This is a genomic window from Actinophytocola sp. (assembly GCF_036002505.1).
Lineage (GTDB): Bacteria > Actinomycetota > Actinomycetes > Mycobacteriales > Pseudonocardiaceae > DASYTH01.
Genome location: NZ_DASYTH010000274.1, coordinates 1 through 24,622, shown reverse-complemented (window position 1 = coordinate 24,622; position 24,622 = coordinate 1). Strand labels below are relative to the sequence as shown.

Genomic DNA, 24,622 nt, shown 5'->3' with positions numbered 1-24,622 from the left:
CCTAGCCGCGGACCGGTGCACCGTTGGGGGAGAGCGGCGCGCGGGTACCGGCCGGCCGCCCCGCCAGCGGCAGCGGCCGGGTGTCGCGCCGAAGCATCCGCTCGTTCTGGCTGCGTTGCGCCAATCCCAGCGACTGGGCGCTGGTGAGCCATTCCTCGGCGTACTCGGCGATCTGCAGCAGCAGCGCCTCGAACTGGGCCCGCTGCGTCTGCAGCACGTGCGGCTGCGCCAGCCACCTGACCACCTCGCGCCCGGCGACCGCCATCCGTTGCCGCGGCGAGCTGACCAGACGCTCGTTGAAGTGCTGGGTGAGGATGCTCTCGACGACGTCCCAGGCCGTGTCCGCGCCGAACAGCCGTTTGACGTCGTCGCTGCCCAGCACCCGGAACGCCTCGTCCAGCAGCTGCATGACCTCGACGCGCAGCACGTTGAGATGGCCGTAGGACATGAATTTGAGGTTGTTCCGCAGGTCCAGTCCCGACCGGCGGACGACGGCCATACTGCCGAAGCTCGGGTCGTACGCGCGTTCCCGCATTACGTCCGAGATCCGCTTGTCCCGCCAGAACAGCGCGACCTCGTTGGTGAAATGCGTGAGCAGGCGGTGGAAGTCGGTGTTGGCCCGCGATCCGGCCGGCACCGCCGCCGTGCCGTAGCCGAACGCCTTGCGGTACGCGGAAAGCCGGTCCCGCCGGGTGTAGCGGAGCACCTCCCGCCGGTCGAACTGGTAGAGCCCGTACGCGCCGGTGCCCGAGGAGAGCATGACGCTGCCCGCGCGGAACAGCTCCTGCAGCTTCTGGATCGCCCGGAACACCCCGATCCGCTCATGCTGGTAGATGTAGTAGAGGTCGGCGACCGCGTTCAGCCGCTCGGACGCGACCGACTCGTCGTAGGCCTCGACCCCGTGCGGCAGCCTGGTGACGCCGAGCTCGCCCGCCGCCTCCGGCCCGATCCCGACCAGTTGCGCGAGTCCCTTGTCCGGTGGCGGCGGCGCATTGTCGTCCGCCGTGACCACCGCCTCGAGCAACTCGTTGATCTGCTTGACCAGCGCGTCGGCCAGCCCCGGGTGCGCGACCAGCTCGTCCGCGATCCGCTCCCGTACCACCGTCCCGTGCAACGCCGCGACGCGGTCGAGAAGGTCCTGAATCCCCTGCTCGGTGTTCGCCATCGTCGCCTCTCCTCGTCGGTCTTGTCGCGCGCGACTACGGCCGGGCGATCTGGGTAAACGGTTGGGCCAGTGCGAACGCGGCCTCCAACTGCTGCTGCAGCTGGGCCAGTGCCTGCCGCACCCGTGCGGTCAGGTAGCTGGGTGGAACCTGGGGTGTGGTCTGCTGGCCGTCGGGTGCCGGCCGCGCCCGGCGGACGAGAATGGCCAGCCGCTCGATGGTCGGCGCGAACGCCCGTACCCCGTCCACCCCGCCGTCGGTGATCAGCTGCGGGCCCTCCTCCGAGGCGAACCGCTCCACCCAGTCCAGCAGCTCGGCGACGGTCAACGACGGTTCATCGAGCAGGGCCGGTGGCCCTGCCGCCGCAGGGAACTTGAGCAGCACGGTCTGGCGCTCGGCCGCGCCGAGGAACACCGAGTCCATGACGAAGGAGGCCTCGTTGACGGTCTCGGTGACCACCTCGAGCTGGCGCGACATCAGCACGAGCTGGGTGCCGAGGAACGGCGTGCCGGTCGTGTCCCGGTCGAAGAAGTCCCGCTGGTTCTGCCAGGTGTTGAACAGCGTGCCGACGTGGTCGACAAGCATGAGGAAGTCGGTGAAGTTGGCTTCCTCGTCGATCGTGTTGATCCGGTTGCGCGTCAGGCCGAGCCGTTCCCGGAACGCGCCGAGCTCACCGACCACCGTCTCGGCGTTGATCGGGCCGGCCGCGACGATGCCGAACAGGTTCAGGAACAGCTCGTCGACGCGCTGCACCCGCGGGCCGCCCTCGGCGCCCAGTTCCTTGGGGATCTCGGTGAGCCGCGAGCGGATGATGCGTCGCGTGGCGGTCGTGTCCTCCTCGTCGGCATCGGGTGCCAGCGGCTTGATCCGCTCCAGGATCGGCAGCGCGGCGTCGATCGCGATCTTGGCGCGCTCGTAGATGCTCGCCTGCGCCCCGGTGAGCGCCCCGAGATCGGCCTGGATGGAGGCGGCATAGCCGCGCGGCGTCCAGGTGCACTCACGATGGCCCTGGACTTCCTTGCAGGAGAACGACTGCGTGAGTGCGGCGACGAACCCGCGCGGGTCCTGCGTGCGCGGCCGCCAGCCGAGGATGTCCTTCAGCGCGGATTCCACGATCTGCCCGGTCGACCCGCCCGATGCGCCGCCACCACCGCGGCCGGCGGGCGGGCCGCCGATGTCGACTTCGCCGACCATCACCGGGAACGCCTGGAACTCCGTGAGCGCATCCTTGGTGCCGTCGTTGGTGGGCGGTGGGTCCGGATAGGACGACCCGTCGACCAGAACATCGTGCTGCGTCGAGCTGTTCACCGTGATCGGCGTGGCCCGTTCCGGAACACCGTTCTGCTGCTTGACGCTGACCGTGTACGTGCCGGCGGCCGGCGCGATGAACCGGTAGTTGCCGGTGTCGTCGCTGTAGAGGTCGCCCATCTCCGTGCGGTCCGGGAACCGCCGGACGATCAGCCGCATGTGTGGGATCGGGTTGCCCTTCGGATCCCGCACCGTTCCGAAGATCTCGTGCGTGTCGGCGACCAGTTGCAGCAGCGCGACCGCCTCGTTCGAGCCGGGGCCGATGGTCACGATCTGCGGGCCGCTGGATAGTATCCACTTGCGACCGTCTACTGTGACCGACGGTTCGGCGAGCTGCACGAAGTAGGCGCCGGGCGGCACGGGTGGGAACGTCACGATGCCGCTGGTCTTGGTCTTGGCCAGGTGGCGGATGCCGTTTGTGGACTCGAGCAGGACCGGCACCTTGCCGATGGCGCCAGCGACCTCCTGGTTGACCACGCGCACCTCCACCACCGCACCCGCCGAGCGGAAGGTGCGGGCGATCGCGATGACATCGCCCGGCTTGAGCCGTACGGTCTTCCTGGAGTCCTGGGGATGGACCGGCACCACGGGGAAACCGGCGAACTCCGCCGGTCCGGAGATCACCACGGTGTACCAGCCGGGCTTGAGCTCGTCGAGCGTGCGGGTCGGCTGCCCGCCGGAGGTGGTGACGGTGCGGAGCACCTTGGTCGTGCCCCGGCCGCGGAACAGCTCGATCTTGGCTCCCGGAAGGGGCTGCGGCTTTCCGCCTGCGGCCTTGTACCACGCGGTGGCCTGAACCTCGGCGAACGCGGGACCGTAGCCGATGGTCAGCTTGTCGAACGGCGCATTCGGATCGAACCTGACCGTCTGGGTCGGATGCTCGGGAAGGAAGTCGTGACCGTCGATGCGGCAGGTGCCGGCCCGGACCGTGATCTGTGCCGGCTTCTTGACGATCTTCGTCAGGTTGATCTTGAACTTGCCATTTTTGTTCACCTTGTCGGTGGCGATCACGCTGCCTCTGCCGTTAAGCACGGCGATGGTGCATTTGACGGTCCGGCCACCGCCCAGCGCATGCGGTATCTGGATCTGGCCCCACACGGTTCTCTTGCTGACGGCCATGTCAGTCCTCCTCGGTGGGTGGCGCCGAACCGGAGACCCGGATGCGCGGCGGCGTGGTGGCGAGGTCGTCCCAGCAGGTGAGTGCCGCGGAGTGGCTGTCCCACAGCGCGTCCTGAAAATTGATCAGTCCATTGAGGACGGTTCCCAGCCAACGCTGCCAGTTGCCGCCGCGGTCGCGGGCGACCGACGCCAGGTCGTCGAGGCGTTCGGGCGAGGCGAGGCCGGCGCTGGACATCCGGGCCATGGCGATCAGCCGCTCGTGGCAGGCGCGCAACCCGCCCTCGGCGATCGCGGCGATGGCGTCGTGCAGGGTGCCGATCAGATCGTCGACATCCTCGGTGGCCCGCCGCACCGGCTGCGGCACCGCCCGAGCGGGCGGGTGGTCCTGTCCGACGGTGAGCCCGAGCATGCGAAGGCTGTCCCGCAGTGTGTGCAGCGCGGCCCACAGGGTCTGGAAGTTCGGCACGGTCGCCATGTGACCTACCTCCGCCCCAGTGCTTCGTAGAAGTTGCGGGCGATGACGCCGGGGCGCGCCAGGCAGTTGTCCAGGGCGATCCGAGCGGCGCCGATCAGGAAGCGCTCGGGGACGATGCCGGGGTCGTTGCCCGAGGCGAGGCGGCGCGCAGCCTCCTCGTTGATCTGTTGTTCCTTGCGGCCAAAAGGAAGCACATCAGCGAGCCGCTTGCCGCCGAGGACGCGACAGGGCTGGTAGCAGATGGTGTCCACGATCAGCGGCACGGTCCGGGCGGCGGTGGCCAGCAGCGGACGGGGGAGGGTTCCCCCGGTGGGGTCGGGGTAGAGCCTGGTCCACATGGCCCGGAAGCGGTCCGCCTCGCCGGTGAACCCCATGCGCCGCAACAGCTCTACGCTGATCAGGGCGCGCAGGTACGGGGTCGGGTGCGGGGCGCGCGGGTGGTAGGCCAGCACGGTCGCCGGTCCGCGGCCGATGACATCCAACAGGGACGCGACCACGGCCGGGCCGCCGAGCAGCAGGCCGCTGAGATCGGCGTAGGTCTCCCGGTTCCACCGCCGCCAGGTCGCCACGACCGGCTCGGGCAGGCCTGCCGCCCGCAGCCGCCGCGCGATGGCGTTCGGGATCACCTCGGCGAGCCCGAGCTCGTTCTGCAGGTTGTGGCTCACCTCGTGCAGGATCGCGCCGAGGGTCCATGGGTTCACCAGCCGGTGGTAGGGCAGCTGGATCAGCGGGAACGGGTTGAGCTGGCGGCCGAGGCGGCGCAACGGGATGCTGCGGCGGTAGGTGGCCGGCGAAAAACCGGTCCGCATATAGGAGAACGGCGGCGGAGCCGGGATCGGCTTCGCCTCGCCGACCCCGAGGAAGGCGACCTGGTAGCAGTCCAGGGCGATCCGGTCGCAGGCGAGCAGCCACGGTGCGAACCGCGACTGGCGCTGCCCGAACAGCTCGAAGTAGAAGTCCCACACGGTCTCGACCGCCCGCACCTGGGCGTGCGCGCGCTCCTTGGTGACCAGCACGCGGGTCAGCCTGCCCGTGTTCGGCTGCCGCTTGGCTAGCTCGCCGGCGTCGGTGACCTGCCGGGTACGGCGGATCAGCAGGTCCCGCAGGCGAACGATGAGCGCGTTGACCGCCTGCACATGCCCGCGGCTGGGAGCGGCGGCGTCGGTGCCGAACTCGCCGTCGGCGAACGGCCGCAGCGCCGCGGCGTGCCGCACGACGTTGACCGACTGGGCGCGCAGCCACGGGCGCAGCACGGGCCCGGCGGCCACCGGCGCCGCTGGTGTCGCCTGCGGCCTGGGGACTCGCGCCGGCCGTCCGTTGCGCCGGACCAGCGGCTGTGCGCTCGGGTCGTTCATCGCCGATCCATTCAGGGCCGTGCGGCCGCGATGTGGAAGCGGCGATCCAGTGCCCGGGAGCGCCGGTACGCCGCCGCGCACTGCCTTGGGTTGCCGAGCACGCCCGCGGTCTGCGCGGCGAGGGTGCGCACCGCCGTCCGCGGGGTGATGGGCCGACCATCGGCGGCCTGCCGGCCGAGGCACTGCGCGGTGCGCCGCACGACCGTCGGCAGGGCGCGCACCAGCGGCCTGGTCGCCGGGTTGCGGCGCAGCGTCCTGGTCACCGCCGCGATCCCGCGGACGAGCTGCGGCGCGTTGCGCATGATCGCCCGCGCCGCCTGCGGAGCCACCCGCGCGGCGAGTGGGACCAGCGCGCCGATGAACGCCTCCGCCTCCGCCTCGCTCGCGGACGCGGCGGCGGCGTGGCCGAGGTGCTCCATCAGGGCCTCCGGGTACACCCGGCGGATCGGGTTGACCTCGTACTCCCACTCGCCCTCCAGCTCCTGCTGGGGCAGCAGGTCGGTCAGGGTGCGACCGATCGCGGCACCGGCGGGGCCTCCGATCCGGGCGCCCCGCGAGCCGGTCGGCCCCCCGATCGCCGCGCCGACCCCGCCGAGACCGGACAGCGCGGAGCGGGCGGCGGCCAGGCCGACCCGGCGCAGCGCCGGGTTCTGGGCGGCCCGCCTGGCAAGCCGCGCGATGGACCGGAAGAACTCCTCGTCCTCATACTCGGCTTCGAATTCACCTTCGAGCTCCAACTCGTACTCGGGCGTCGCTTGCAGAAGTTCCGCGCTGGTGGTCATGTGCCGGCCTCCGTGTACGGCTCGGATGGGAGGAGAACTCGGGCCGGGTTACCGCAGCGCCTGGCGCCGCCGCAGCCGCGCCCCGGTTGCCGGCGTGGCCCTCCTCGCCGCCTGGGTGGCGCGGACGTTCCGGCTCACGGCCGCTGTGCAGGCGCGCGGGCTACCCAGCACGTGACGGGTCTGGGCGGCCATCGTGCGCGCCGCGGCCTGCCTCGTCACCGGACGTCCAGCGGCCGCACGCTGCGCAAGCGCCCGTGACGTCTGACGGACGATCGTCGGGACCACGCGGACCGCGGGCCTCGTCACCCGGCGGCGGCGCAGGATGCGGGTCAGGACCGCGGTGCCGCGGACCAGATGCGGCAGGATCCTGCGCAGCTCGGCGCGGTCGGCCGCGGAGACCGACAGCAGCGTCGCCGCGCCGACCATCGCCTCCGCTTCGGTCTCGGTCCGCGCCTGGGACGCGACGCTCGCCATCAGCTCTGCCACAGCCTGGCTGGGGGTTACCGGGGCGGCCTCGTCCTCGTACTCATCCTCGAACTCCAGCTCGCCTTCGTACTCGTCCTCGTACTCGCCCTCGAGCTCTTCCTCACCCAGCGCAGTGGCCGCTGCCCGGCCAAGCACCCCGCCGAGCGGCCCACCGACGGCGGTGCCAACAATCGGCGCCGCCACCCGGGCGACCCGGCGCAGCACCGGCGCCGCGCGGCGGATGAACCGGCCGATCCGACGGAAGAACTCCTCGCTCTCGTCCTCGAGCTCGTACTCGTACTCGCCTTCCAGCTCGTCCTCGTACTCACCCTGGCCGCCGAGCAGGCCGCCGATTCCCCTGGCGATGGTTCCGAGGAACTCCTCGCCCTCGAATTCGCCTTCGAGCTCGTCCTCGGCCTCGTCCTCGAACTCCCACTCGTCCTCGAGTTCGGTCGCGCGTACTGCTTGCATCGCCGCACCTCCGTGGCCGGTCGCTGATGAGACGGACCGTACGGACCGGTCATGCCCGACCGCCATTGGCACGTTTTCGTCCAGCACGAACGAGTGCCGCCGGAATGTGTGTCACGCACTTGTGCGACGGGATCGGGGCGGATCGGCTTCGTACACTCGCTTATCTTGAAATTCGGCGGGATGGAGTGCGGCGTGCGATCGACGAGCGAGATTGAGTCACTCGTTCGCCAACTCGTCGCGTTGTCCCGGGCGCAACTGGACGGCTCAGCGGAGGTGCTGCTCGATGTCGTCGTCGACGGCATTCGTTGCCGGCTTGAATCGTCCGTTGTCGCGCTCACCGGTGCGCTCAGCCCCCGTGAGGCGGAGATCGTGCGCATGGTTGCCGAGGGCTATCCAAACAAGACCATTGCAGGGATATTGGAGATCAGTTCCTTCACGGTCTCCTCATATCTTCGACGAATCTTCACCAAATTCGGCGTGAATTCGCGCGCGGCAATGGTGGCACTGGCCATGGAGAATCGCTTGCTACCCCAGCCGCCGGCGCCGGCGGACGCGCACCCGGCACACGTCGGAGGCCGAATGCCATGAAGGGTCCCTTCAGGACGTTGAGCGTCCTGAAGGGACCCTTCATGGCCGCTTTGAGTTCAGCCCTCGCCCTTGGAGATGGCTTCTTCGAGCTCTCCGCGGACCTTGTCGCCGCCGTTCTCACGCCATTGTTTCATGACGTCGTCCCAGACCGAGACGGGCTTGCGGCCGCTGAGGATGTCGCCCTGGGCGTCGTTGATGAGCTGGCCGAGCTGGCCCTGCTTGCGGGACCAGGTGTCGGAGAAGATGCCGGTCTGCGAGTCGTGGACCGCGGTCGGGATGATGGACTTCTGGTACTCGTAGGACTTGCGGGTGGCGTCCGCGTTGCCCGGAATGAAGATCACGTCTGGAGCGTCCACAATGTACCGGATGCCGAGCACGGTCTGGGTGATGCCGGCCTGGGTCTGGGCCGGGCCACCGCTCTTCATGGTGTAGTGCGTGCCCTCGACGCCGAACCGGCGGAACAGCCACTCCTCGGTGCCGAACGGCGCGGACAGCCAGTTGGCGATCTTGAGCAGGTAGCGGATTCGGTCGTCCGACGCCTTCTTGAGAGCGGTGAAGTTGTTGGTGGGCGCGGCCTGCCAGGTCGCGGCGAACCCGCCGCCGTCGTATTTCGGCGGCCGGAGCCCGCCGATGTCGAAGGTCGGACCGGCGACGTTGTCCGCGTAGTACTGCGGCCAGGCGGTGTACCGGTCGGCGTTGAACACCGCCTGCCCGGAGTTGAACCACTTCTTCACCGGCGCGTTGTTCGCGGTGCTGTCCGGGTGGATCACGCCGTCCTTGAACATCTGCGCGCAGTCGGACAGTGCCTGCTTGGCCTGCTCCATCTCGTAGCCGCTGGTCAGCTTGCCGTCCTTCTCGGCCCACCGCCACGGCAGGCCGAGCATCTGCCGGACGAAGTCCAGCGGCGCCTGGGAGAACGCCCACCGGCTCGCCTTCGTGTCCGACACCTGCTTGGCCAGCTCCCGGAGCTCGGCAAAGCTCTTCGGGTCGGGGTTCAGGCCGAGCTGCTTGATGATGTCGTCGCGGCGGAACATCAGGGTGCCGCCGATGCCGCGGGGGGTCGGCAGGCCGTAGATGCCGCCGTTGTACCGGCAGTCCTTCCACGACGCGGTGGGCAGGTTCGCCAGGAACGGGTATTCCTTGACCGCGTCGCCGGACAGATACGGCGTGAGGTCCTGGCACTTGCTCTTCAGCCAGGCCGGGAGGTTGGCGATGCCGGCCGGCATGCCGTTCGGGGTGAACAGCGCCGGCACGATGAAGTCGGGCAGGTCGTCGCCGGCGACCAGGGTGGCGAACTTGGTGGGCATGTCCGCGTTCGGCACGATGGTCAGCTTCAGATCCACGTTCATCCGCTTGTTCAGCTCCTGCCAGAACGGGTTCTGCGGGAGCGCGGGCGGGACCGGGGAGCCGGTCAGCACGAACGCCGATACCGGCCCGCCGTCACCGGGTGCTGAGGTGAACGCCTTCACCGGTGGGCTGGGGTAGTTCGAGAACGCGTCGAGTAAGCCTTGGTCGTTACCCGGCAGGTCCGGTTTCACGCCCGCGAATACCTGGAGCGTGGGCATCTTGAGCCCCTGGACGGACTGTGACGGGTTGCTGGTGCTGCCACCGGTGCCGCAGGCGGCAAGCGCGCCCGTGGCGAGCGTGCCGGTGAGGAACGTGCGGCGCCCGAGCAGGGGTCGGGGATCCATGATGCCTCCGAAAACTTTCGGAACCTGTCCGGTATTTTCCGAAACTAGGGGTCAGCGGACCATCGGTCAAGACACGGTTGGGGTACTCTGCCGCGGTGACGTCGGCGCGGCGGGCCGGACGCCGGCGAGGCGAGATGACCGTCGCGGACATCGCCCGGCTGGCGGGAGTCTCGCCGCCCACGGTCTCCCGGGTGATCAACGGCCAGGCCGGGGTCGCGCTGGACACCCGCAGGCGGGTCGAGCAGGTCATCCGCGAGCACGGCTACCGCCGCCCGGAGTCGACCGAGCCGGCCGCCATCCTCGAGCTGGTCTTCCACGCGCTGGAAAGCCTGTGGGCACTGGAGATCATCCGCGGGGTCGAGCAGGTGGCCCGCGAGCACGAGCTGGCCGTGGTACTCACCGAGATGCAGGGCCGGCTCACCCCGGGCCGGGCCTGGACCGAGCAGGTGCTGGCCCGCCGCCCGACCGGTGTGGTCGCGGTGTTCTCCGACCTCACCGTCGCGCAGCAGTCGACGCTGGCCGCGCGCGCCATCCCGCTGGTGGTCCTGGACCCGACCGGGGAGCCGCTGCACGAGACGCCGTCGGTCGGCGCCACCAACTGGAACGGCGGGCTGGCCGCCACCCGGCACCTGCTCGAGCTGGGCCACCGCCGGATCGCCATGATCTGCGGCCCGACCGTGTGGCCGTGCTGCCGGGCCCGGCTGGACGGCTACCGCGCGGCCATGGACGCCGCGGGCGTGCCGGTCGACCCCGACCTGGTGCGAGTCAGCAGCCCTCTCTATGTGGAGGGCGGCCTGCGTGACGGCGCCGCGCTGCTGCGCCTGCCCGACCCGCCGACCGCCGTGTTCACCGCCAACGACCTGCAGGCCTTCGGCGTCTACGAGGCGGCGCGCCAGGCCGGCGTGCGCATCCCCGAGGATCTCAGCGTGGTCGGCTTCGACGACCTGTCGTTCACCCGGTGGGCCGGGCCGCCGATGACCACGGTCCGGCAACCCCTCGTGCAGATGGGCGCCGCGGCCGCAAACCTGGTGCTCGAGCTGGCCCGGGGGGAGGATCCGAGGAGCACCCGGGTGGAGCTGGCCACCGCGCTGGTCGTCCGGCAGAGCACCGGGCCGCCGCCGGCAGGTTGAGCATCCGGTCTCCTTGCTTTCTGAAACGTTCCGGAACACAATCGGAATGTTTCGCGCCCTGCAAGCGAGGAGATCTCTCAATGATGAGAAAAGTGGCATTGAGCTGTCTGGGGGCAGTCGTGTTGGCCGCAGTCACCGTGCTGGTGGCGCTCTCGCCCCAGCCGGCCTCGGCGGCGTCGCTGGTCCAGGTCACGAACTTCGGGAACAACCCGAGCAACCTGCAGATGCACGTCTACGTTCCGGACCGGGTGGTGACGCCGCGGGCGCCCATCCTGGTGGCGGTGCACTACTGCGGCGGTTCGGGCCCGGTGTTCTTCAGTGGCACCGAGTTCGCCCGGCTGGCTGACCAGTTCGGCTTCATCGTGGTCTACCCGACCGTGACCCGCAGCAGCAAGTGCTTCGACGTCTACACGGCACAAGCCTTGCGGCGCAACGGGGGCAGCGACCCGGTGGGGATCAAGTCGATGATCGACTGGACGGTGGCCAACCGCAACGGCGACGCGAACCGGGTATACGTCACCGGTGCGTCGTCCGGCGCCATGATGACCAACGTCCTCCTCGGCGACTACCCGGACGTGTTCAAGGCGGGCGCGGCGTTCATGGGTGTGCCGGCCACCTGCTTCGCCACCACCCCGCCGAACGAGTGGAACAGCGACTGCGCCAACGGCAACATCATCCGGACCGCGCAGCAGTGGGGCGACGCCGCCCGCAACATGAACCCGGGCTACACCGGAGCGCGCCCCCGGATGCAGCTCTGGCACGGCACCGCGGACGCCACCCTGCGCTTCCCCAACTTCGGGGAGGAGATCAAGCAGTGGACCAACGTCATGGGCCTGAGCCAGACCCCGTCGCTGACCGACACCCCGGGCTCCGGCTGGACCCGCACCCGCTACGGCGGCACCGGCACCCAGGCACCGGTCGAGGCGAACCGGCTGGAGAACGTCGGGCACAGCCTGCCGCAGGGCGGCCAGGCCTTGCGCGCCATCCAGTTCTTCGGCCTCGACGGCTCCCCGCCGCCGTCGTCGACCACCACGACGACGACCACGACGACGACCACCACCACCACCACGACGGGTCCGCCTCCGCCGCCGGGTGGCTGCACGGTGCGGGATGACCAGAACGCCTGGAACACGGGCTTCACGTCGAACTTCACCGTCACCAACAACAGCTCCGCGGCGATCAACGGCTGGTCGCTGGTGTTCACCCTGCCGGCCGGGCAGGTGATCACCTCGACGTGGAACGCCACGTACACGCCGACGTCAGGTCAGGTGACCGCGCGGAACGTCGGCTTCAACGCGGTGATCGGTGCCAACGGCGGCTCGATCAGCGGGTTCGGCTTCCAGGCCACGCACACCGGGAACACGGCCAAACCGACCTCGTACACGCTGAACGGGACGGCCTGCACCGTCCAGTAGGTAAGGGCGATGAATGCCTCATTCGGTGCGGCAGGGGCACTGAATGAGGCATTCATTGCTCGATGGAGAAGTGGGTTATGCACAAAGGCATGTGGCTGCGTCGGCACCGTGGCCGGCTGGCCGGTTGCTCGCGGTGGGCCAGCGTGCCGTGCGGTGTTCGGGTTGCTGGCTGGTTTGGCAGGGCTGGTTGCTAGTCCGACCGCTCGGGCAGGCCTCCGGCCTACCCTCGCTAGTCGGATCGAACACCGCCCGGCGGCCCACCACTCGCAACCGGCGTTGTGCATAACCCACAGGGCAGTTCACCGCGGCTGCGGCGGTTGCCCGGGCTGTCCAGGTTGACCCGGGACCCGCTGCGTCATCGTGGCGCGGTCGGTGACCGTGATCGCGGAGAGGTCCGTCTGCTTCGCGATCACGGTCACCTCGTCGCCGGTCTTGATGCTGTCCGTCGAGTTCGGACCATTGTCGATCCGCGTGGAACCGTTGATCACGTACGTCTTCGCGTAGCCGTCGGTGCTGGTGACCGAGATCGAGGTGGCGCTGATCGCCGTCACCTTGCCGGTCTGCAGCAGATCCGTGCTGCCGTCGGCGAGCACGAACTCGCCGTGCAGCGCGTCGGCCAGCGCGGCCGGCCCGAGGTCGCGCATCTGGCCGCCGCCGTCCGGGCCACCGTCCTGGCCGAATCCCGGCCCACCGTACCGGCCGAACCCCGGCCCGCCCGGTCCGCCGCCTGGCCGGTTGCCGGAGTCGTTGGCGGTGGCCGCCCAGATGGCCGCGCCGCCGCCCCCCGCGATCACCACCGCGATGGCCACCGCGGCCGCGGTCTTCCGGCCGCTCCACTTGGGTCGCTGCGGCGGCACGGGTTGCTCCGCGCCCCACGGCTGCTCCGGGGTGCTGGGCGCGTCGGTGCTCATGTCGATCCTCCCTGTCGAGACGGGCTGTCTGTGCCACCGTCGCCGCCCAGCCTGTGTAGGACCTGTGTATCCGCCCCGCCCGACCTGTGAGGTCGGGTCACAGGTGATACACAGGAACACCACAGTTCCGGCAAAACCGGGCACCCGACGATGAGGACCATGACCACGATGAGCGCCCCCGCCCGATCCGAGCTGCGCCGGCCGGACGGCACACCCGTTCGGGTGCTGGTCGTGGACGACGAGGTGACGCTGGCCGAGCTGGTGTCGATGGCCCTGCGCTACGAGGGCTGGGAGGTGCGCAGCGCCGCCGACGGGCGCAACGCCGTGCGGGTGGCGCGCGAGTTCCGGCCGGACGCGGTGGTGCTGGACATCATGCTGCCTGACTTCGACGGTCTCGAGGTGCTGCGCCGGATGCGGACCGAGGCGCCGAAGCTGCCGGTGCTGTTCCTCACCGCGAAGGACGCCGTCGAGGACCGGATCGCCGGGCTCACCGCGGGCGGCGACGACTACGTGACCAAGCCGTTCAGCCTGGAGGAGGTGGTGCTGCGGCTGCGCGCGCTGATGCGGCGCACCGGCGTCACCGAGGCCGAGGCCGGCGCCAAGCTGGTGGTCGGCGATCTCACGCTGGACGAGGACAGCCGCGAGGTGCACCGCGGCGGCGAGCAGATCTCGTTGACCGCGACGGAATTCGAGCTGCTGCGGTTCCTCATGCGCAACCCGCGCCGGGTGCTGTCCAAGACCCAGATCCTGGACCGGGTGTGGAGCTACGACTTCGGCGGCCAGGCCAACATCGTCGAGCTGTACATCTCGTACCTACGCAAGAAGATCGACGCCGGCCGGGAGCCAATGATCCACACCATGCGGGGCGCCGGATATGTCCTCAAACCCGCGGAGTAGGCAGGGCCGCCCGAGATCCCTCCGCGCCAAACTGATAGTCCAGCTCGTCGGCGTCGTCGCGGTGGTGTGCCTGATCCTGAGCCTGACGACCGAGTTCGCCCTGCACCGGTTCCTTATGGGACAGCTTGATCAGCAACTGGCCGAGGCGAGTGGACGTGCGACGCATCGTCCAGGCCCGGGCCGCCTGCCCGAACTGCCCGCGCAGAACTGCCTGTCGGACCAGCCACCGCCGCTCACCAGTGCGCCCGGTCAGGGATCCGGCACGCTCAACGCGAGGATCGTGCGCGGCCAGGTCTGCAGTGCCCAGCGGTTAAGCTCCGCCGGCGGGTCGGAAGAACTCTCCGCTGATCTGTATCCGGTGCTCGCCGGATTACCGGTGGAGCGCGGCGCCACCACCCGCGACCTTGGTGACTTCGGTTCGTACCGACTCACCGCGACACGCGCCGACGACGGCAGCATCGTGATCACCGGGTTGCCACTGTCCACTGTAGATGCGACGCTGCTGACCGTCGGCTTGATTCTCGGCGGGATCTCGCTGATCGCGTTGGCCGCGGCATGGGGTGGCGGCACATTTATCGTGCGGCGTACTCTTCGTCCGCTGCAACGGGTTGCTGCGACGGCTGGGCGGGTGGCTGAGCTGCCGCTGGACCGCGGGGAAGTTGCGCTGTCGGTGCGGGTTCCGGATTCTGACACCGATCCGCGCACCGAGGTCGGCCAGGTCGGCTCGGCGCTCAACCGCATGCTGGGGCACATCGGCAACGCGCTGGAAGCCCGGCACGCCAGCGAGACCCGGATGCGCCGGTTCATCGCCGACGCCAGCCATGAGCTGCGCACTCCGCTGGCGGCGATTCGCGGCTACGCCGAGCTGACCCGGCGCAGCCGCGACGAGGTCCCGACGGACGTGCGGCATGCGATGAGCCGGGTCGAGTCCGAGTCCGCCCGGATGACCACGCTGGTCGAGGATCTGTTGCTGCTGGCAAGGTTGGACGCCGGGCGCCCGGTGGAGGCCGAGCCGGTGGACCTGTCCCGGATGGTCGTGGACGCGGTCAGCGACTCCCGGATCGCCGGGCCGGACCACAAGTGGCGGCTCGACCTGCCCGCCGAGCCCGTCCAGGCCACCGGCGACGCCGCGCGCCTGCACCAGGTGCTGGCCAACCTGCTCGCCAACGCGCGCACGCACACCCCACCCGGCACCACCGTGACCACGGGCGTTCGGTCCACACGGGACAGTGCGATCCTGACGGTCACCGACGACGGCCCGGGCATCCCGCCGGACCTGCTCCCCGAGGTGTTCGAACGCTTCGCCCGCGGCGACAGCTCCCGCTCCCGCGCCGCCGGCAGCACCGGCCTCGGCCTCGCCATCGTCGCCGCGGTGGTGTCCGCCCATCACGGCACGGTCGAGGTCTCGAGCGTCCCCGGCAGCACCCGGTTCACCGTGACCCTGCCGGCCTAACCCCCGCGTGTTGGCGCCTCACGTCGGCGTGTTGGCCCGTCACGTAGTCATGTTGGCTCCCAGCGTTCGCGCCCAGTGGCGCGCGCCTGCGCCAAGCGCCAATGTGGCGACGCCAGATGCCAACACGGCGACGCCAGGCGCCAACACGGCGACGCCAGGCGCCAACACACCCGCGCCGGGCGCCAACACGCCGGTTCACAGCGGGCGCACAGGGATGGCACAAGGTGTGTCCAGGTGCGCGCTCGACGCTGATGTCATGACCGCGACCTTGCCCCGCACCGCCGCGCCGTCCGTGCCTGCGCAACCCAAACCGCCGCCCCGCACCCGAAGTATCGCGCTCGCGGCGCTGCTGGCCGGGACCGCGCTGCTCTACCTGTGGGGCCTGGGCTCGTCGGGCTGGGCCAACGCCTACTACTCCGCGGCCGCGCAGGCCGGCGCGGCGAGCTGGAAGGCGCTGTTCTTCGGCGCGACCGACGCCGCGAGCGGGATCACCCTGGACAAGACCCCGGCCTCGGTCTGGGTGATGGCGCTGTCCGTCAAGATCTTCGGGCTCAGCTCGTGGAGCGTGCTGGTCCCGCAGGCGCTCGAGGGCGTCGCCGCGGTCGGCCTGCTCTACGCCACGGTGCGCCGGACCGCCGGGCACGCCGCGGGTCTGCTGGCCGGCGCGGCGCTCGCGGTCACCCCGGTGGCCGTGCTGATGTTCCGGTTCAACAACCCCGACGCTTTGCTGACGCTGCTGCTGGTGGCCGGCGCGTACTGCACCGTGCGGGCCACCGAGAAGGCGAGCGTGCGCTGGCTCATGCTGGCCGGCGCCGCGGTCGGGTTCGCCTTCCTCACCAAGATGCTGCAGGCTTTCCTGGTCCTGCCGGCGTTCGGCCTGGCCTACCTGGTCGCCGCGCCGGCGAGCCTCGGCCGGCGGGTCGCGCACCTCGGAGCGGCGCTGGGCGCGATGGTCGTGGCCGGCGGTTGGTGGGTGCTGGCGGTCGAGCTGTGGCCGGCGAGCAGCCGCCCGTTCATCGGCGGCTCGCAGGTCAACAGCGTGCTGGAGCTTGCCTTGGGCTACAACGGTGTAGGCCGGCTCAACGGCGAGGAGGTGGGCAGCGTCGGCGGCTCACCCGGCGGTGGCTGGGGTTCGACCGGCTGGAGCCGGCTGTTCGGTACCGAGATGGCCGGCGGGATCGCCTGGCTGCTGCCCGCCGCGGTGCTGGCGCTCGGCCTGGGCCTCTGGCTGACCCGGAAAGCACCGCGCACCAACCGGATCCGGGCGGCGCTGATCCTGTGGGGCGGCTGGCTGATCATCACCGCCGCGGTGTTCAGCCTGATGCAGGGCATCATCCACCCGTACTACACGGTGGCTCTGGCGCCCGCGGTTGCTGCACTGGTCGGCATCGGCGCCGCACTGGCCTGGCGGCATCGCCACGACGCGGTAGCCGCAGGTGGCCTCGCAGCGGGAATCGCGATCACGGTGCTGGTGGCCTACGTGCTGCTTGGCCGGGAAACGGACTGGCAGCCGTGGCTGCGCCCGGTGGTGCTGACCGCTGGGTTGCTCACCGCCGGACTGATCATCGTGGTGAGCCAGATTCCTCAAGTGGCCCAACGCATTGTCGCTAGCATCGCGATGATCGCAATCCTGCTCGCACCCGCGGCGTACGGCGTGGCCACGGCTGCCGTGCCGCACACCGGGGCGATTCCCTCGGCCGGTCCGTCAAGTTCCGGAGGGTTCGGCGGCGGTCCACCGGGCGGTGGTACCGGGCGCCGTGCTGGGGGAATGGGCGGCGGCATGGGTGGGCTGCTCAACGCCACCACCCCTGGCGCGGAGCTCACTTCATTACTGCGCAACGCTTCTGGTGGTTACACCTGGGTCGCGGCCACGGTCGGCTCCAACAACGCGGCCGGCTACCAGCTTGCCAGCAGCCTGCCGGTGCTCGCGGTCGGCGGCTTCAACGGCACTGACCCGTTCCCGACGCTGCAGCAGTTCCAGGAGTATGTCCGAAGTGGAGCGATCCGGTACTTCCTCGGCGGCGTCATGATGCAGGGCAACAGCGGCAGCGACGTGTCCCAGCAGGTCGCCGACTGGGTGGCGGACAACTTCACCGCGTCCACCGTGGATGGTGTGACGGTGTACGACCTGAGCGGCTCACAGCGATGACACAGCAAGGCCACACCAGCCACCCAGCCGGGCCGGACACCGTAATGGACATGACCGTCACCATGCACCAACCGCAGCGACTTCCGGTCGACACCAACGGAACCGGCCCCGTGCTGGACGTGGTGATCCCGGTGTACAACGAGGAGCGCGACCTCGAGCCGTGCGTGCGGCACCTGCACACGTACCTCACCGAGCACTTTCCGTACCGCTTCCGGGTCACGATCGCCGACAACGCCAGCACGGACGGCACGCTCGCGATCGCCGGGCGGCTCGCCGCCGAGCTGCCCGAGGTGACCTCGGTGCACCTGAACAGGAAGGGCCGCGGCCGCGCCCTGCATGCGGTGTGGTCCACATCGGACGCGGCGGTGCTGGCCTACATGGACGTGGACCTGTCCACCGACCTCGCCGCGCTCTCGCCGCTGGTCGCCGCCGTCCTTTCCGGACACTCGGACCTGGCCATCGGCAGCCGGCTGGCCCGCGGCGCGCAGGTGGTCCGCGGGCCCAAGCGTGAGCTGATCTCCCGCGGCTACAACCTGCTGCTGCGCGGAACCCTGGCCGCCCGGTTCACCGACGCGCAGTGCGGCTTCAAGGCGATCCGGGCCGACGTGGCGCGGCGGCTGCTGCCGCACGTCAACGACACCGGCTGGTTCTTCGACACCGAGCTGCTGGTCATCGCGCAGCGCTCGGGCCTGCGCATCCACGAGGTGCCGGTGGACTGGGTCGACGATCCGGACAGCCGGGTGGACATCGTGGCCACCGCGGTCGCCGACCTCAAGGGCATCGTCCGGCTCGGCCGGGCGCTGGCCACCGGCGCGGTCCCGGTCCGCGCGCTGCGCGCCCAGCTCGGCCGCGCCCCGACGACGGTCCAGGCTCCCGGCGTGCCCACCGGCCTGCCCCGGCAGCTGGTCCGGTTCGCCGCCGTCGGGATCCTGAGCACGCTCGCCTACCTCGTGCTGTTCCTGGTGCTGCGCCTGGGAATGGGCGCGCAGGCGGCGAACTTCCTGGCGCTGGGCATCACCGCCGTGGCCAACACCGCGGCCAACCGCCGGCTCACCTTCGGCGTGCGCGGCCGCGAGCGGGCCGGCCGCCATCAGCTCGAGGGCCTGGTCGTGTTCGGCCTCGGGCTGGCGCTCACCTCGGGCTCGCTGGCCCTGCTCAACTCGCTCACCGAGCCCGGCCGCGTGCTGGAGCTTTCCGTGCTGGTCCTGGCCAACCTGGCCGCGACCGTCCTGCGTTTCGTCCTGCTCCGCGGCTGGGTGTTCAACCCGCGCCGCGCCGCCGTGAAGGAGACCCTGTGACCACCACCCTGGCCCCCGAACGCATCGCCACCCAGGCCGCTGCGGAACCCCCGCACCGCAAGGCTTTCCCGGTCCGGCCGTCGGTGCTGGTCCTGCTCGCCGCCACGGCCGTGCTGTACCTGTGGGACCTCACCGCGTCCGGCTACGGCAACAGCTTCTACGCCGCCGCCACCCAGGCCGGCGCGCAGAGCTGGAAGGCGTGGCTGTTCGGCTCGCTGGACCCCGGCGGCGTGATCACCGTCGACAAGCCCCCGGCCGCACTCTGGGTGAGCGGGTTGTTCGCCCGGATCTTCGGCCTCTCCAGCTGGACCGTGCTGGCCCCGCAGGCACTCGAAGGCGTTGCCGCGGTGGGACTTCTGTACGCCACGGTGCGTCGCACCTCCGGCCACGTCGCCGGGCTGATGGCCGGCGCGGCGCTCGCCGTCACCCCGGTGGCGGTGCTCATGTTCCGGTTCAACCTTCCTGACGCGCTGCTCGTCCTGTTGCTCGTCGCCGGCGCCTACTGCACCGTGCGGGCCACCGGGAAGGCGAGCGTGCGCTGGCTCATGCTGGCCGGCGCCGCGATCGGGTTCGCCTTCCTCACCAAGATGCTGCAAGGGTTCCTGGTGCTGCCCGCGTTCGGCCTGATGTATCTGGTCGCCGCCCCAACGGGTCTGGGCCGCCGGATCGCGCACCTGTTCGCCGCGCTGGGCGCTCTGGTCGTCTCCGCCGGCTGGTTCGTGGCGCTGGTCGCGCTCTGGCCCGCCGAAAGCCGCCCCTACATCGCCGGCTCCACCGACAACAGCGTGCTGGAGCTTGCCTTGGGCTACAACGGTTTCGGCCGGATCTTCGGCGGTGACGGCAACCCGGGCGGCGGTGGCTTCGGCGGCGGTGGCAACGGGAACACCGCGTTCGGCGGCAGCACCGGATTGTTCCGCATGTTCGGCGCCAGCTTCGGCACCGAGATCTCCTGGCTGCTGCCCGCCGCGCTGATCGCCCTCGTCGCCGGCCTCTGGTTCACCCGGCGCGCCCCGCGCACCGACCGCACCCGCGCCGCGCTGATCCTCTGGGGCGGCTGGCTGGTCGTCACCGCGCTCGTGTTCAGCTACATGAGCGGCATCACGCACCCGTACTACTCGGTCGCCCTGGCACCCGCCATCGCCGCCCTGGTCGCCATCGGCGGCCGCGAGCTCTGGCGCGGCCGGGCCTACCCACCCGCCCGGATCACCCTCGGCGCGATGATCGCGGTCACCGGCGCCTGGTCCTTCATCCTGTTGCACCGCAGCGAAACCTGGCTCCCCGCACTGCGCTGGCTGATCCTCGTGGCAAGCGTCGTGGTGGCCACTGTGGTGATCGTCGGCCTGCCCACGATGCGCCGCCTGGTCGCCGTGATCGCGGCCGCCGCGATCATCACCACCGGTGCCGCATCCGGCGCCTACGCCGTCGCCACCGCGTCTGCGACACACAGCGGCTCGATCCCGGTCTCCGGTCCGGCCGAGTACTCCGCGGGCGGCTTCGGCGGCGGCATGGGCGGCGGCCCCGGCAGCGAGGCGTCCAGCACCGAGCTGACCACCTTCCTCTCGCAGACGACCACCGATTGGGCCGCCGCCACCACCGGCGCCACCTCCGCCGCCAACCTCCAACTCGCCAGCGGCAAAGCCGTGATCGCCATCGGCGGCTGGAACGGCAGCGACCCCGCGCCCACCCTCGCCCAGTTCCAGCAATGGGTCAGCGAAGGCCGGATCAGCTACTACATCAGCGGCGGCGGCATGGGCGGCGGCCCCGGCCGCGGCAACAGCGAGATCGCCCAGTGGGTCGCGGACAACTACACCGCCACCATCATCGGCGGCGCTACCGTCTACGACCTCCGCGGGTAGGGACTGCCATGAAGGTGACCTTCAGGACGCTCAACGTCCTGAAGGTCACCTTCATGGCATTCAGGCCGCAGCCACCCCCGCTCCGACGGTGACCCCCAGGCGGGCCAGGACGAGCGGCGTGTAGCCGGCGGACTGGCCCGTCTGGTTGGGGTGGTAGGACTCCATGATCGGGTTGGACAGGCCGTTGAGCCACTCGGCGGTGGAGCAGATGGCGTGGCCGGTGAAGGCGGATCTCGGGTCAACGAAGCCGAATCCGTGGGCGGCGGCGCGGGCGGCGGTGGTGCTGTCGAGGAGGTCGGCGGTCTTGTTCAGCTCAGTTTGCTCGCCGGAACTGATCCGGGCGCCGAAGTTGCACTCCTGGCCGTTGAACAGCCGCGGGTAGCCGACCACGACGACCGTCGCGTTGGGAGCGCGGCCGCGGATCGTGTTGTACAGGCCGTCGAGCCGGGCGGGCAGGGTGTTCCGGATGAACGCGTTGGCGTTGTCGATATCGCCCCAGCAGGTCCACGGCCAGGGGCGGGCGCACGAGGTGATCACGTCGACGAATCCGGCGTCATTCCCGCCGATCGACACGGTCACCAGCGCGGTGCCCGCGTTGAGGCTGCCGAGCTGGGTGTTCTGCACGTCGGCCACCCGCGCCCCGGAGCAGGCGGCGAAGGTGAGCGGCGCGCCGGTGCGCTGGGCCACGAGCACCGGGTAGGCGCTGGGGGAGCGGTAGCAGGAACCGCTGTCGGCGTAGTAGGTCCGGGTGCCGACGCCGGAGGAGTAGGAGTCGCCGAGCGCGGTGTACGGACCCGGTGCGGCTTGTGCGGAGGGGACGATCGCGAGGGTGATCACGGTGGCGAAGGCCAGGGGCAGGACGAGGAGGAGGCGGCGCATGTGGACCTCCCACGGCACGCAGGAGATAGCAGGGTGATCTCAGCGTGAGCTGGTGGCCTGGAGAATTGCTATCGCCCGAATGGTGAGTGCGTTTGCAATTGAGCGCACGGTGAGTGACTTTCCCCCGACGCTACGCTGGCTCGAGCGCCTACGGTGATCGGCATGAGCGACACGCGACGGCGGTGGGTGGACTCGGGCGGGGTGCGGCTCGCGGTGCGGGAGGAGGGGCGGGCCGAGGGGCGGACGATCCTGCTGGTGCACGGGTATCCGGACAACTCGTCGGTGTGGGACGGGGTGGCCGCGTTACTCGCCGAGCGGTTCCGGGTGGTGCGGTACGACCTGCGCGGGCACGGTGAGTCGGAGGAGCCGAAGACCCGGGACGGCTACCGGATCGAGAACCTGGTCGAGGACCTCGTCGCGGTCGTGGCGGCGGTCAGCCCGGACGGTCCGGTACACCTCGTCGCCCACGACTGGGGTTCCATCCACGCCTGGGAGGCGGTCACCGAACCCTTGCACGCCAAGCTGTTCGCCTCGTTCACCACGATCTCCGGGCCGAGCCTCGAGCACATCGGACACTGGACCCGAGGCGGCCTGCGCAGCCCGCGGCGCGCCCCGCACGTGCTCCGGCAGGCCGCGCACTCCTGGTACATGGCGGCGTTCCAGGTGCCCGCGGTGCCCGAACTGGTCTGGCGGCTGCCGGCGCTGCGGGCGAGGTTCCACGCCGACTACCGCGACGCCCGCAACGGCCTCGGGCTGTACCGGGCGAACATGCCGTACCGGCCCAGGCGACCGGTACCCGGCGAAACGAAAGTACCCATCCAGCAGATAGCACTAACTCAGGATCAGTACTGCACGCTGAACCTGCTCACCGCCGCCGACCCGTGGTGCACCCGGCTCTGGCGGCGCGAGCTGGCCGCCGGCCACTGGGCGGTCCGCACCCATCCCCGGGCGGTCACCCGGCTGGTCACCGAGTTCGTCGACCACATCGAGGGCCGGCCGGCCAGCCGCGAGCTGGCCCGGTCCCGGGTCGGCGAGGAGCGCGGACCGCTGTCCGGCCGGCTCGCCCTGGTCACCGGTGCCGGCAGCGGCATCGGCCGGTCCACCGCGCTCGCCTTCGCCCAGGAGGGTGCGGACGTGCTCTGCCTGGACGTCGACCTTGCTACGGCCAAGGAGACTGCCGAGGCCGCCGCTACGCACGGCTCGGCGGCGTTCCCGTTCCAACTCGACGTCGCCGACGGATTGGCCACCGGGAAGTTGGCTGATCAGATTCGCACTGAGCACGGCGTGCCCGACGTGATCATGGCGAACGCCGGCATCGGTGTCAGCGGGTCGTTCCTGGAGACCTCCGAGGAGGACTGGCGCCGGGTGCTGGACGTGAACCTGTGGGGCGTGGTCAACACGCTACGGGCGTTCCTGCCGCCGCTGGTCGAGCGCGGCGAGGGTGGCCACGTGGTGATCACCGCGTCCATGGCCGGCTTCTTCCCCACCCCCACGCTGCCGGCGTACTCGACGACCAAGGCCGGCGTGCTGATGCTCGCCCAGTGCCTCGAGGGCGAGCTGAAACCGGCCGGCATCGGGGTGAGCGCGATCTGCCCGGGCGTCGTGCACACGAACATCACCGGCACCACCCGGTTCGCCGGTACCACCCCGGACCAGGAGCGGGCCCGGCGGGAGCGCGCCACCGCCGCCTACCGTCGGCGCGGCTACAGCCCGGACAAGGTCGCCGCGGCCGTGATCAGGGCCGTGCGGGACAACCGGGTCGTCGTCCCGGTCACCCCGGAGGCCCGGATCACCGCCCTGGGCGCCCGGATCGCACCCATCCTCACCAGGGCGTTCGGCCGCTGGCTCGACCGGCAGGCGACCAAGGTCGCACACGCCGGCGAGTAATCTGACGTTGTACTCATGCGCATGCGACTATACGTTCTCCTCGGGATTGAACCGGCGAGAAGGCAGGGGAGATGGGACACGGCCACGGCCACACGCCGGCCAGCGCCTCCGGGCGGCACCGCGGCCGGCTGACCGCCGCGTTCGCCATCGCGGCGGTGTTCATGGCGGTCGAGCTGACCGTCGGCCTCGCCACCTCCTCACTGGCGCTCATCTCCGACGCCGCGCACATGCTCACCGACATGATCGGGGTGGGCCTCGCGCTGGTCGCCATCGTCGTCGCCAACCGGAAGTCCAACCGTCCACACCGGACATTCGGCCTCTACCGGGCCGAAGTTCTCGCCGCCCTCGCCAACGCCGTGCTGCTGTTCGGCGTCGCCGGCTACGTGGTGGTCGCGGCCGCTACCCGGTTCGCCGACCCGCCCGACGTTCCCGGCCTCCCTGTGATCATCGCCGCGTCCCTGGGCCTGCTCGCCAACCTCGCCTCGTTCCTGTTGCTCCGCAAGGGATCCAGCGAAAGCCTCAACGTCCGGGGCGCGTACCTCGAGGTCCTCGCCGACCTGATCGGCTCCTTCGGGGTTCTCCTCAGCGGCGCGACAACGCTGCTCTTCGGCTGGCGCTACGCCGACCCGCTCATCGGTGTGGCGATCGGCTTGTTCGTCCTCCCGCGTACGTGGACGCTTGCCCGTCGCTCCCTCAACATCCTCTTCCAGCATGCCCCGGAGCGGGTCGACGTGCCGGAGATGATCAGCGCGCTGGGTGGGCTGCAGGGTGTTGCCGGGGTTCACGATCTGCACGTCTGGACGCTCACCTCGGGGATGGAGGTGCTTTCTGCGCATTTGACTTTGCGTGATGGGGTGGACCGGGATCGTGTGCTTCGCGCTGCGCAGGGGCTGCTGGCGAGTCGGTATCGGATTGAGCACGCTACTTTGCAGTGTGAGGGGCGGGGGACGTCGGCGGGGTGTCAGGGGATGTCCTGGTAGGTCTCGCTTGGCGGGGCTGGGCGCGGTTTTGCTTGGCGGGTCTACCGGGCTTCGTCGGAACGCTCGGGGTGGTCGCCTTTGGGTGGGCTGGGTCCGGCGTTCCGGCGCAAGGCTGTGGACAGACTCGGCCGCGGGCGGCCTCCTCTGCCCACAACCTTGCAGTGGATCCTTCTCCCGCTCTTGGCAGGTGATGGTCGCCTTTAAAAAGATTAGAAATTTTAGGAGAGGGAAAGACAAAGGAAGCGCTACGGCGCCGCCTGTGGCGCCGCCGTGGTGCTCGTCGGTGCCGGTTTGGTTTTGGGGTGCCGGTTGGCGGGGGGCGCTTCGCGCCAAAGAATCATGACCACGCC

Annotated in this window: 19 protein-coding genes; 10 read left to right on the top strand and 9 right to left on the bottom strand. The window is 70.3% G+C overall.

The annotated features are described in order from the left end of the window. Window position 1 precedes the first annotated feature (1 nt). The 6 genes from VGR06_RS24150 to VGR06_RS24125 are packed head-to-tail and all read right to left on the bottom strand — an operon-like array spanning window position 2 to window position 7,138. Window positions 2–1,165, bottom strand: coding sequence for a hypothetical protein (locus VGR06_RS24150; RefSeq protein ID WP_327561397.1), 1,164 nt, complete (start codon window positions 1,163–1,165; stop codon window positions 2–4). 34 nt (window positions 1,166–1,199) lie between these two features. After that, on the bottom strand, window positions 1,200–3,590 hold the full coding sequence (locus VGR06_RS24145) for a carboxypeptidase-like regulatory domain-containing protein (protein ID WP_327561396.1): 2,391 nt from the start codon (window positions 3,588–3,590) through the stop codon (window positions 1,200–1,202). A gap of 1 nt (window position 3,591) precedes the next feature. Beyond that, window positions 3,592–4,065 carry a hypothetical protein gene (locus tag VGR06_RS24140; protein ID WP_327561395.1) on the bottom strand — a complete coding sequence of 158 codons (474 nt, stop codon included), beginning with the start codon at window positions 4,063–4,065 and terminating at the stop codon, window positions 3,592–3,594. A 5-nt stretch (window positions 4,066–4,070) separates the two neighbouring features. Further along, window positions 4,071–5,420 carry a hypothetical protein gene (locus VGR06_RS24135; protein WP_327561394.1) on the bottom strand — a complete coding sequence of 450 codons (1,350 nt, stop codon included), beginning with the start codon at window positions 5,418–5,420 and terminating at the stop codon, window positions 4,071–4,073. A gap of 11 nt (window positions 5,421–5,431) precedes the next feature. After that, the gene (locus VGR06_RS24130; protein WP_327561393.1) at window positions 5,432–6,202 is read right to left on the bottom strand and encodes a hypothetical protein; all 771 of its coding nucleotides are present in this window, start codon (window positions 6,200–6,202) and stop codon (window positions 5,432–5,434) included. Between the two features lie 48 nt (window positions 6,203–6,250). Then, window positions 6,251–7,138 carry a hypothetical protein gene (locus tag VGR06_RS24125; RefSeq protein ID WP_327561392.1) on the bottom strand — a complete coding sequence of 296 codons (888 nt, stop codon included), beginning with the start codon at window positions 7,136–7,138 and terminating at the stop codon, window positions 6,251–6,253. A gap of 192 nt (window positions 7,139–7,330) precedes the next feature. Here VGR06_RS24125 and VGR06_RS24120 point away from each other — a divergent pair, with 192 nt between their 5' ends. After that, a complete protein-coding gene (locus VGR06_RS24120) occupies window positions 7,331–7,726 on the top strand; it encodes a helix-turn-helix transcriptional regulator (RefSeq protein WP_327561391.1) in 396 nt (131 codons plus the stop codon). Window positions 7,727–7,782: 56 nt separating this feature from the next. On the opposite strand, the gene VGR06_RS24115 is transcribed toward VGR06_RS24120, so the two are convergent. Next, complete coding sequence (locus VGR06_RS24115; protein WP_327561390.1) at window positions 7,783–9,417, bottom strand: hypothetical protein; 1,635 nt, start codon at window positions 9,415–9,417, stop codon at window positions 7,783–7,785. A 134-nt stretch (window positions 9,418–9,551) separates the two neighbouring features. Here VGR06_RS24115 and VGR06_RS24110 point away from each other — a divergent pair, with 134 nt between their 5' ends. Continuing rightward, on the top strand, window positions 9,552–10,547 hold the full coding sequence (locus tag VGR06_RS24110) for a LacI family DNA-binding transcriptional regulator (RefSeq protein WP_327561389.1): 996 nt from the start codon (window positions 9,552–9,554) through the stop codon (window positions 10,545–10,547). A gap of 119 nt (window positions 10,548–10,666) precedes the next feature. Next, on the top strand, window positions 10,667–11,962 hold the full coding sequence (locus VGR06_RS24105; protein ID WP_327561388.1) for a PHB depolymerase family esterase: 1,296 nt from the start codon (window positions 10,667–10,669) through the stop codon (window positions 11,960–11,962). A 299-nt stretch (window positions 11,963–12,261) separates the two neighbouring features. Here the strand turns inward: VGR06_RS24105 and VGR06_RS24100 are convergent, their stop codons facing one another. Further along, complete coding sequence (locus tag VGR06_RS24100; protein ID WP_327561387.1) at window positions 12,262–12,873, bottom strand: hypothetical protein; 612 nt, start codon at window positions 12,871–12,873, stop codon at window positions 12,262–12,264. A gap of 159 nt (window positions 12,874–13,032) precedes the next feature. Between VGR06_RS24100 and VGR06_RS24095 the strand changes: the two genes are divergently transcribed. The 5 genes from VGR06_RS24095 (at window position 13,033) to VGR06_RS24075 (ending at window position 20,526) form a co-directional block, all read left to right on the top strand. After that, complete coding sequence (locus VGR06_RS24095; protein WP_327561386.1) at window positions 13,033–13,770, top strand: response regulator transcription factor; 738 nt, start codon at window positions 13,033–13,035, stop codon at window positions 13,768–13,770. Next, on the top strand, window positions 13,748–15,223 hold the full coding sequence (locus tag VGR06_RS24090) for a HAMP domain-containing sensor histidine kinase (RefSeq protein ID WP_327561385.1): 1,476 nt from the start codon (window positions 13,748–13,750) through the stop codon (window positions 15,221–15,223). The genes VGR06_RS24095 and VGR06_RS24090 overlap by 23 nt, the downstream gene beginning before the upstream one ends. A gap of 256 nt (window positions 15,224–15,479) precedes the next feature. Continuing rightward, a complete protein-coding gene (locus VGR06_RS24085; protein ID WP_327561384.1) occupies window positions 15,480–17,372 on the top strand; it encodes a glycosyltransferase family 39 protein in 1,893 nt (630 codons plus the stop codon). Window positions 17,373–17,422: 50 nt separating this feature from the next. Continuing rightward, entirely contained in the window at window positions 17,423–18,670 is a 1,248-nt protein-coding gene (locus VGR06_RS24080) for a bifunctional glycosyltransferase family 2/GtrA family protein (RefSeq protein ID WP_327561383.1), read from the top strand. Then, entirely contained in the window at window positions 18,667–20,526 is a 1,860-nt protein-coding gene (locus VGR06_RS24075) for an ArnT family glycosyltransferase (protein ID WP_414637323.1), read from the top strand. Before VGR06_RS24080 ends, VGR06_RS24075 begins: the two co-directional genes overlap by 4 nt. A gap of 60 nt (window positions 20,527–20,586) precedes the next feature. Here the strand turns inward: VGR06_RS24075 and VGR06_RS24070 are convergent, their stop codons facing one another. After that, complete coding sequence (locus tag VGR06_RS24070; RefSeq protein ID WP_327561382.1) at window positions 20,587–21,405, bottom strand: SGNH/GDSL hydrolase family protein; 819 nt, start codon at window positions 21,403–21,405, stop codon at window positions 20,587–20,589. A 162-nt stretch (window positions 21,406–21,567) separates the two neighbouring features. On the opposite strand from VGR06_RS24070, the gene VGR06_RS24065 reads away from it, so the two are divergent. Together VGR06_RS24065 and VGR06_RS24060 are read left to right on the top strand one after the other, a co-directional pair. Beyond that, window positions 21,568–23,292, top strand: a complete 1,725-nt coding sequence (locus VGR06_RS24065; protein ID WP_327561381.1) for an SDR family oxidoreductase — start codon at window positions 21,568–21,570, stop codon at window positions 23,290–23,292. A gap of 71 nt (window positions 23,293–23,363) precedes the next feature. After that, window positions 23,364–24,272, top strand: a complete 909-nt coding sequence (locus tag VGR06_RS24060; protein WP_327561380.1) for a cation diffusion facilitator family transporter — start codon at window positions 23,364–23,366, stop codon at window positions 24,270–24,272. The last annotated feature ends 350 nt before the right edge of the window (window positions 24,273–24,622 follow it).

Coding starts and splice junctions, on each gene's coding strand:
- VGR06_RS24140 (WP_327561395.1), bottom strand. CDS start 4,065: ATGGCGACCGTGCCGAACTTCCAGACCCTGTGGGCCGCGCTGCACACA.
- VGR06_RS24130 (WP_327561393.1), bottom strand. CDS start 6,202: ATGACCACCAGCGCGGAACTTCTGCAAGCGACGCCCGAGTACGAGTTG.
- VGR06_RS24060 (WP_327561380.1), top strand. CDS start 23,364: ATGGGACACGGCCACGGCCACACGCCGGCCAGCGCCTCCGGGCGGCAC.
- VGR06_RS24125 (WP_327561392.1), bottom strand. CDS start 7,138: ATGCAAGCAGTACGCGCGACCGAACTCGAGGACGAGTGGGAGTTCGAG.
- VGR06_RS24110 (WP_327561389.1), top strand. CDS start 9,552: ATGACCGTCGCGGACATCGCCCGGCTGGCGGGAGTCTCGCCGCCCACG.
- VGR06_RS24095 (WP_327561386.1), top strand. CDS start 13,033: ATGACCACGATGAGCGCCCCCGCCCGATCCGAGCTGCGCCGGCCGGAC.
- VGR06_RS24135 (WP_327561394.1), bottom strand. CDS start 5,420: ATGAACGACCCGAGCGCACAGCCGCTGGTCCGGCGCAACGGACGGCCG.
- VGR06_RS24065 (WP_327561381.1), top strand. CDS start 21,568: ATGAGCGACACGCGACGGCGGTGGGTGGACTCGGGCGGGGTGCGGCTC.
- VGR06_RS24080 (WP_327561383.1), top strand. CDS start 17,423: ATGACCGTCACCATGCACCAACCGCAGCGACTTCCGGTCGACACCAAC.
- VGR06_RS24145 (WP_327561396.1), bottom strand. CDS start 3,590: ATGGCCGTCAGCAAGAGAACCGTGTGGGGCCAGATCCAGATACCGCAT.
- VGR06_RS24100 (WP_327561387.1), bottom strand. CDS start 12,873: ATGAGCACCGACGCGCCCAGCACCCCGGAGCAGCCGTGGGGCGCGGAG.
- VGR06_RS24115 (WP_327561390.1), bottom strand. CDS start 9,417: ATGGATCCCCGACCCCTGCTCGGGCGCCGCACGTTCCTCACCGGCACG.
- VGR06_RS24085 (WP_327561384.1), top strand. CDS start 15,480: ATGACCGCGACCTTGCCCCGCACCGCCGCGCCGTCCGTGCCTGCGCAA.
- VGR06_RS24150 (WP_327561397.1), bottom strand. CDS start 1,165: ATGGCGAACACCGAGCAGGGGATTCAGGACCTTCTCGACCGCGTCGCG.
- VGR06_RS24070 (WP_327561382.1), bottom strand. CDS start 21,405: ATGCGCCGCCTCCTCCTCGTCCTGCCCCTGGCCTTCGCCACCGTGATC.
- VGR06_RS24090 (WP_327561385.1), top strand. CDS start 13,748: ATGTCCTCAAACCCGCGGAGTAGGCAGGGCCGCCCGAGATCCCTCCGC.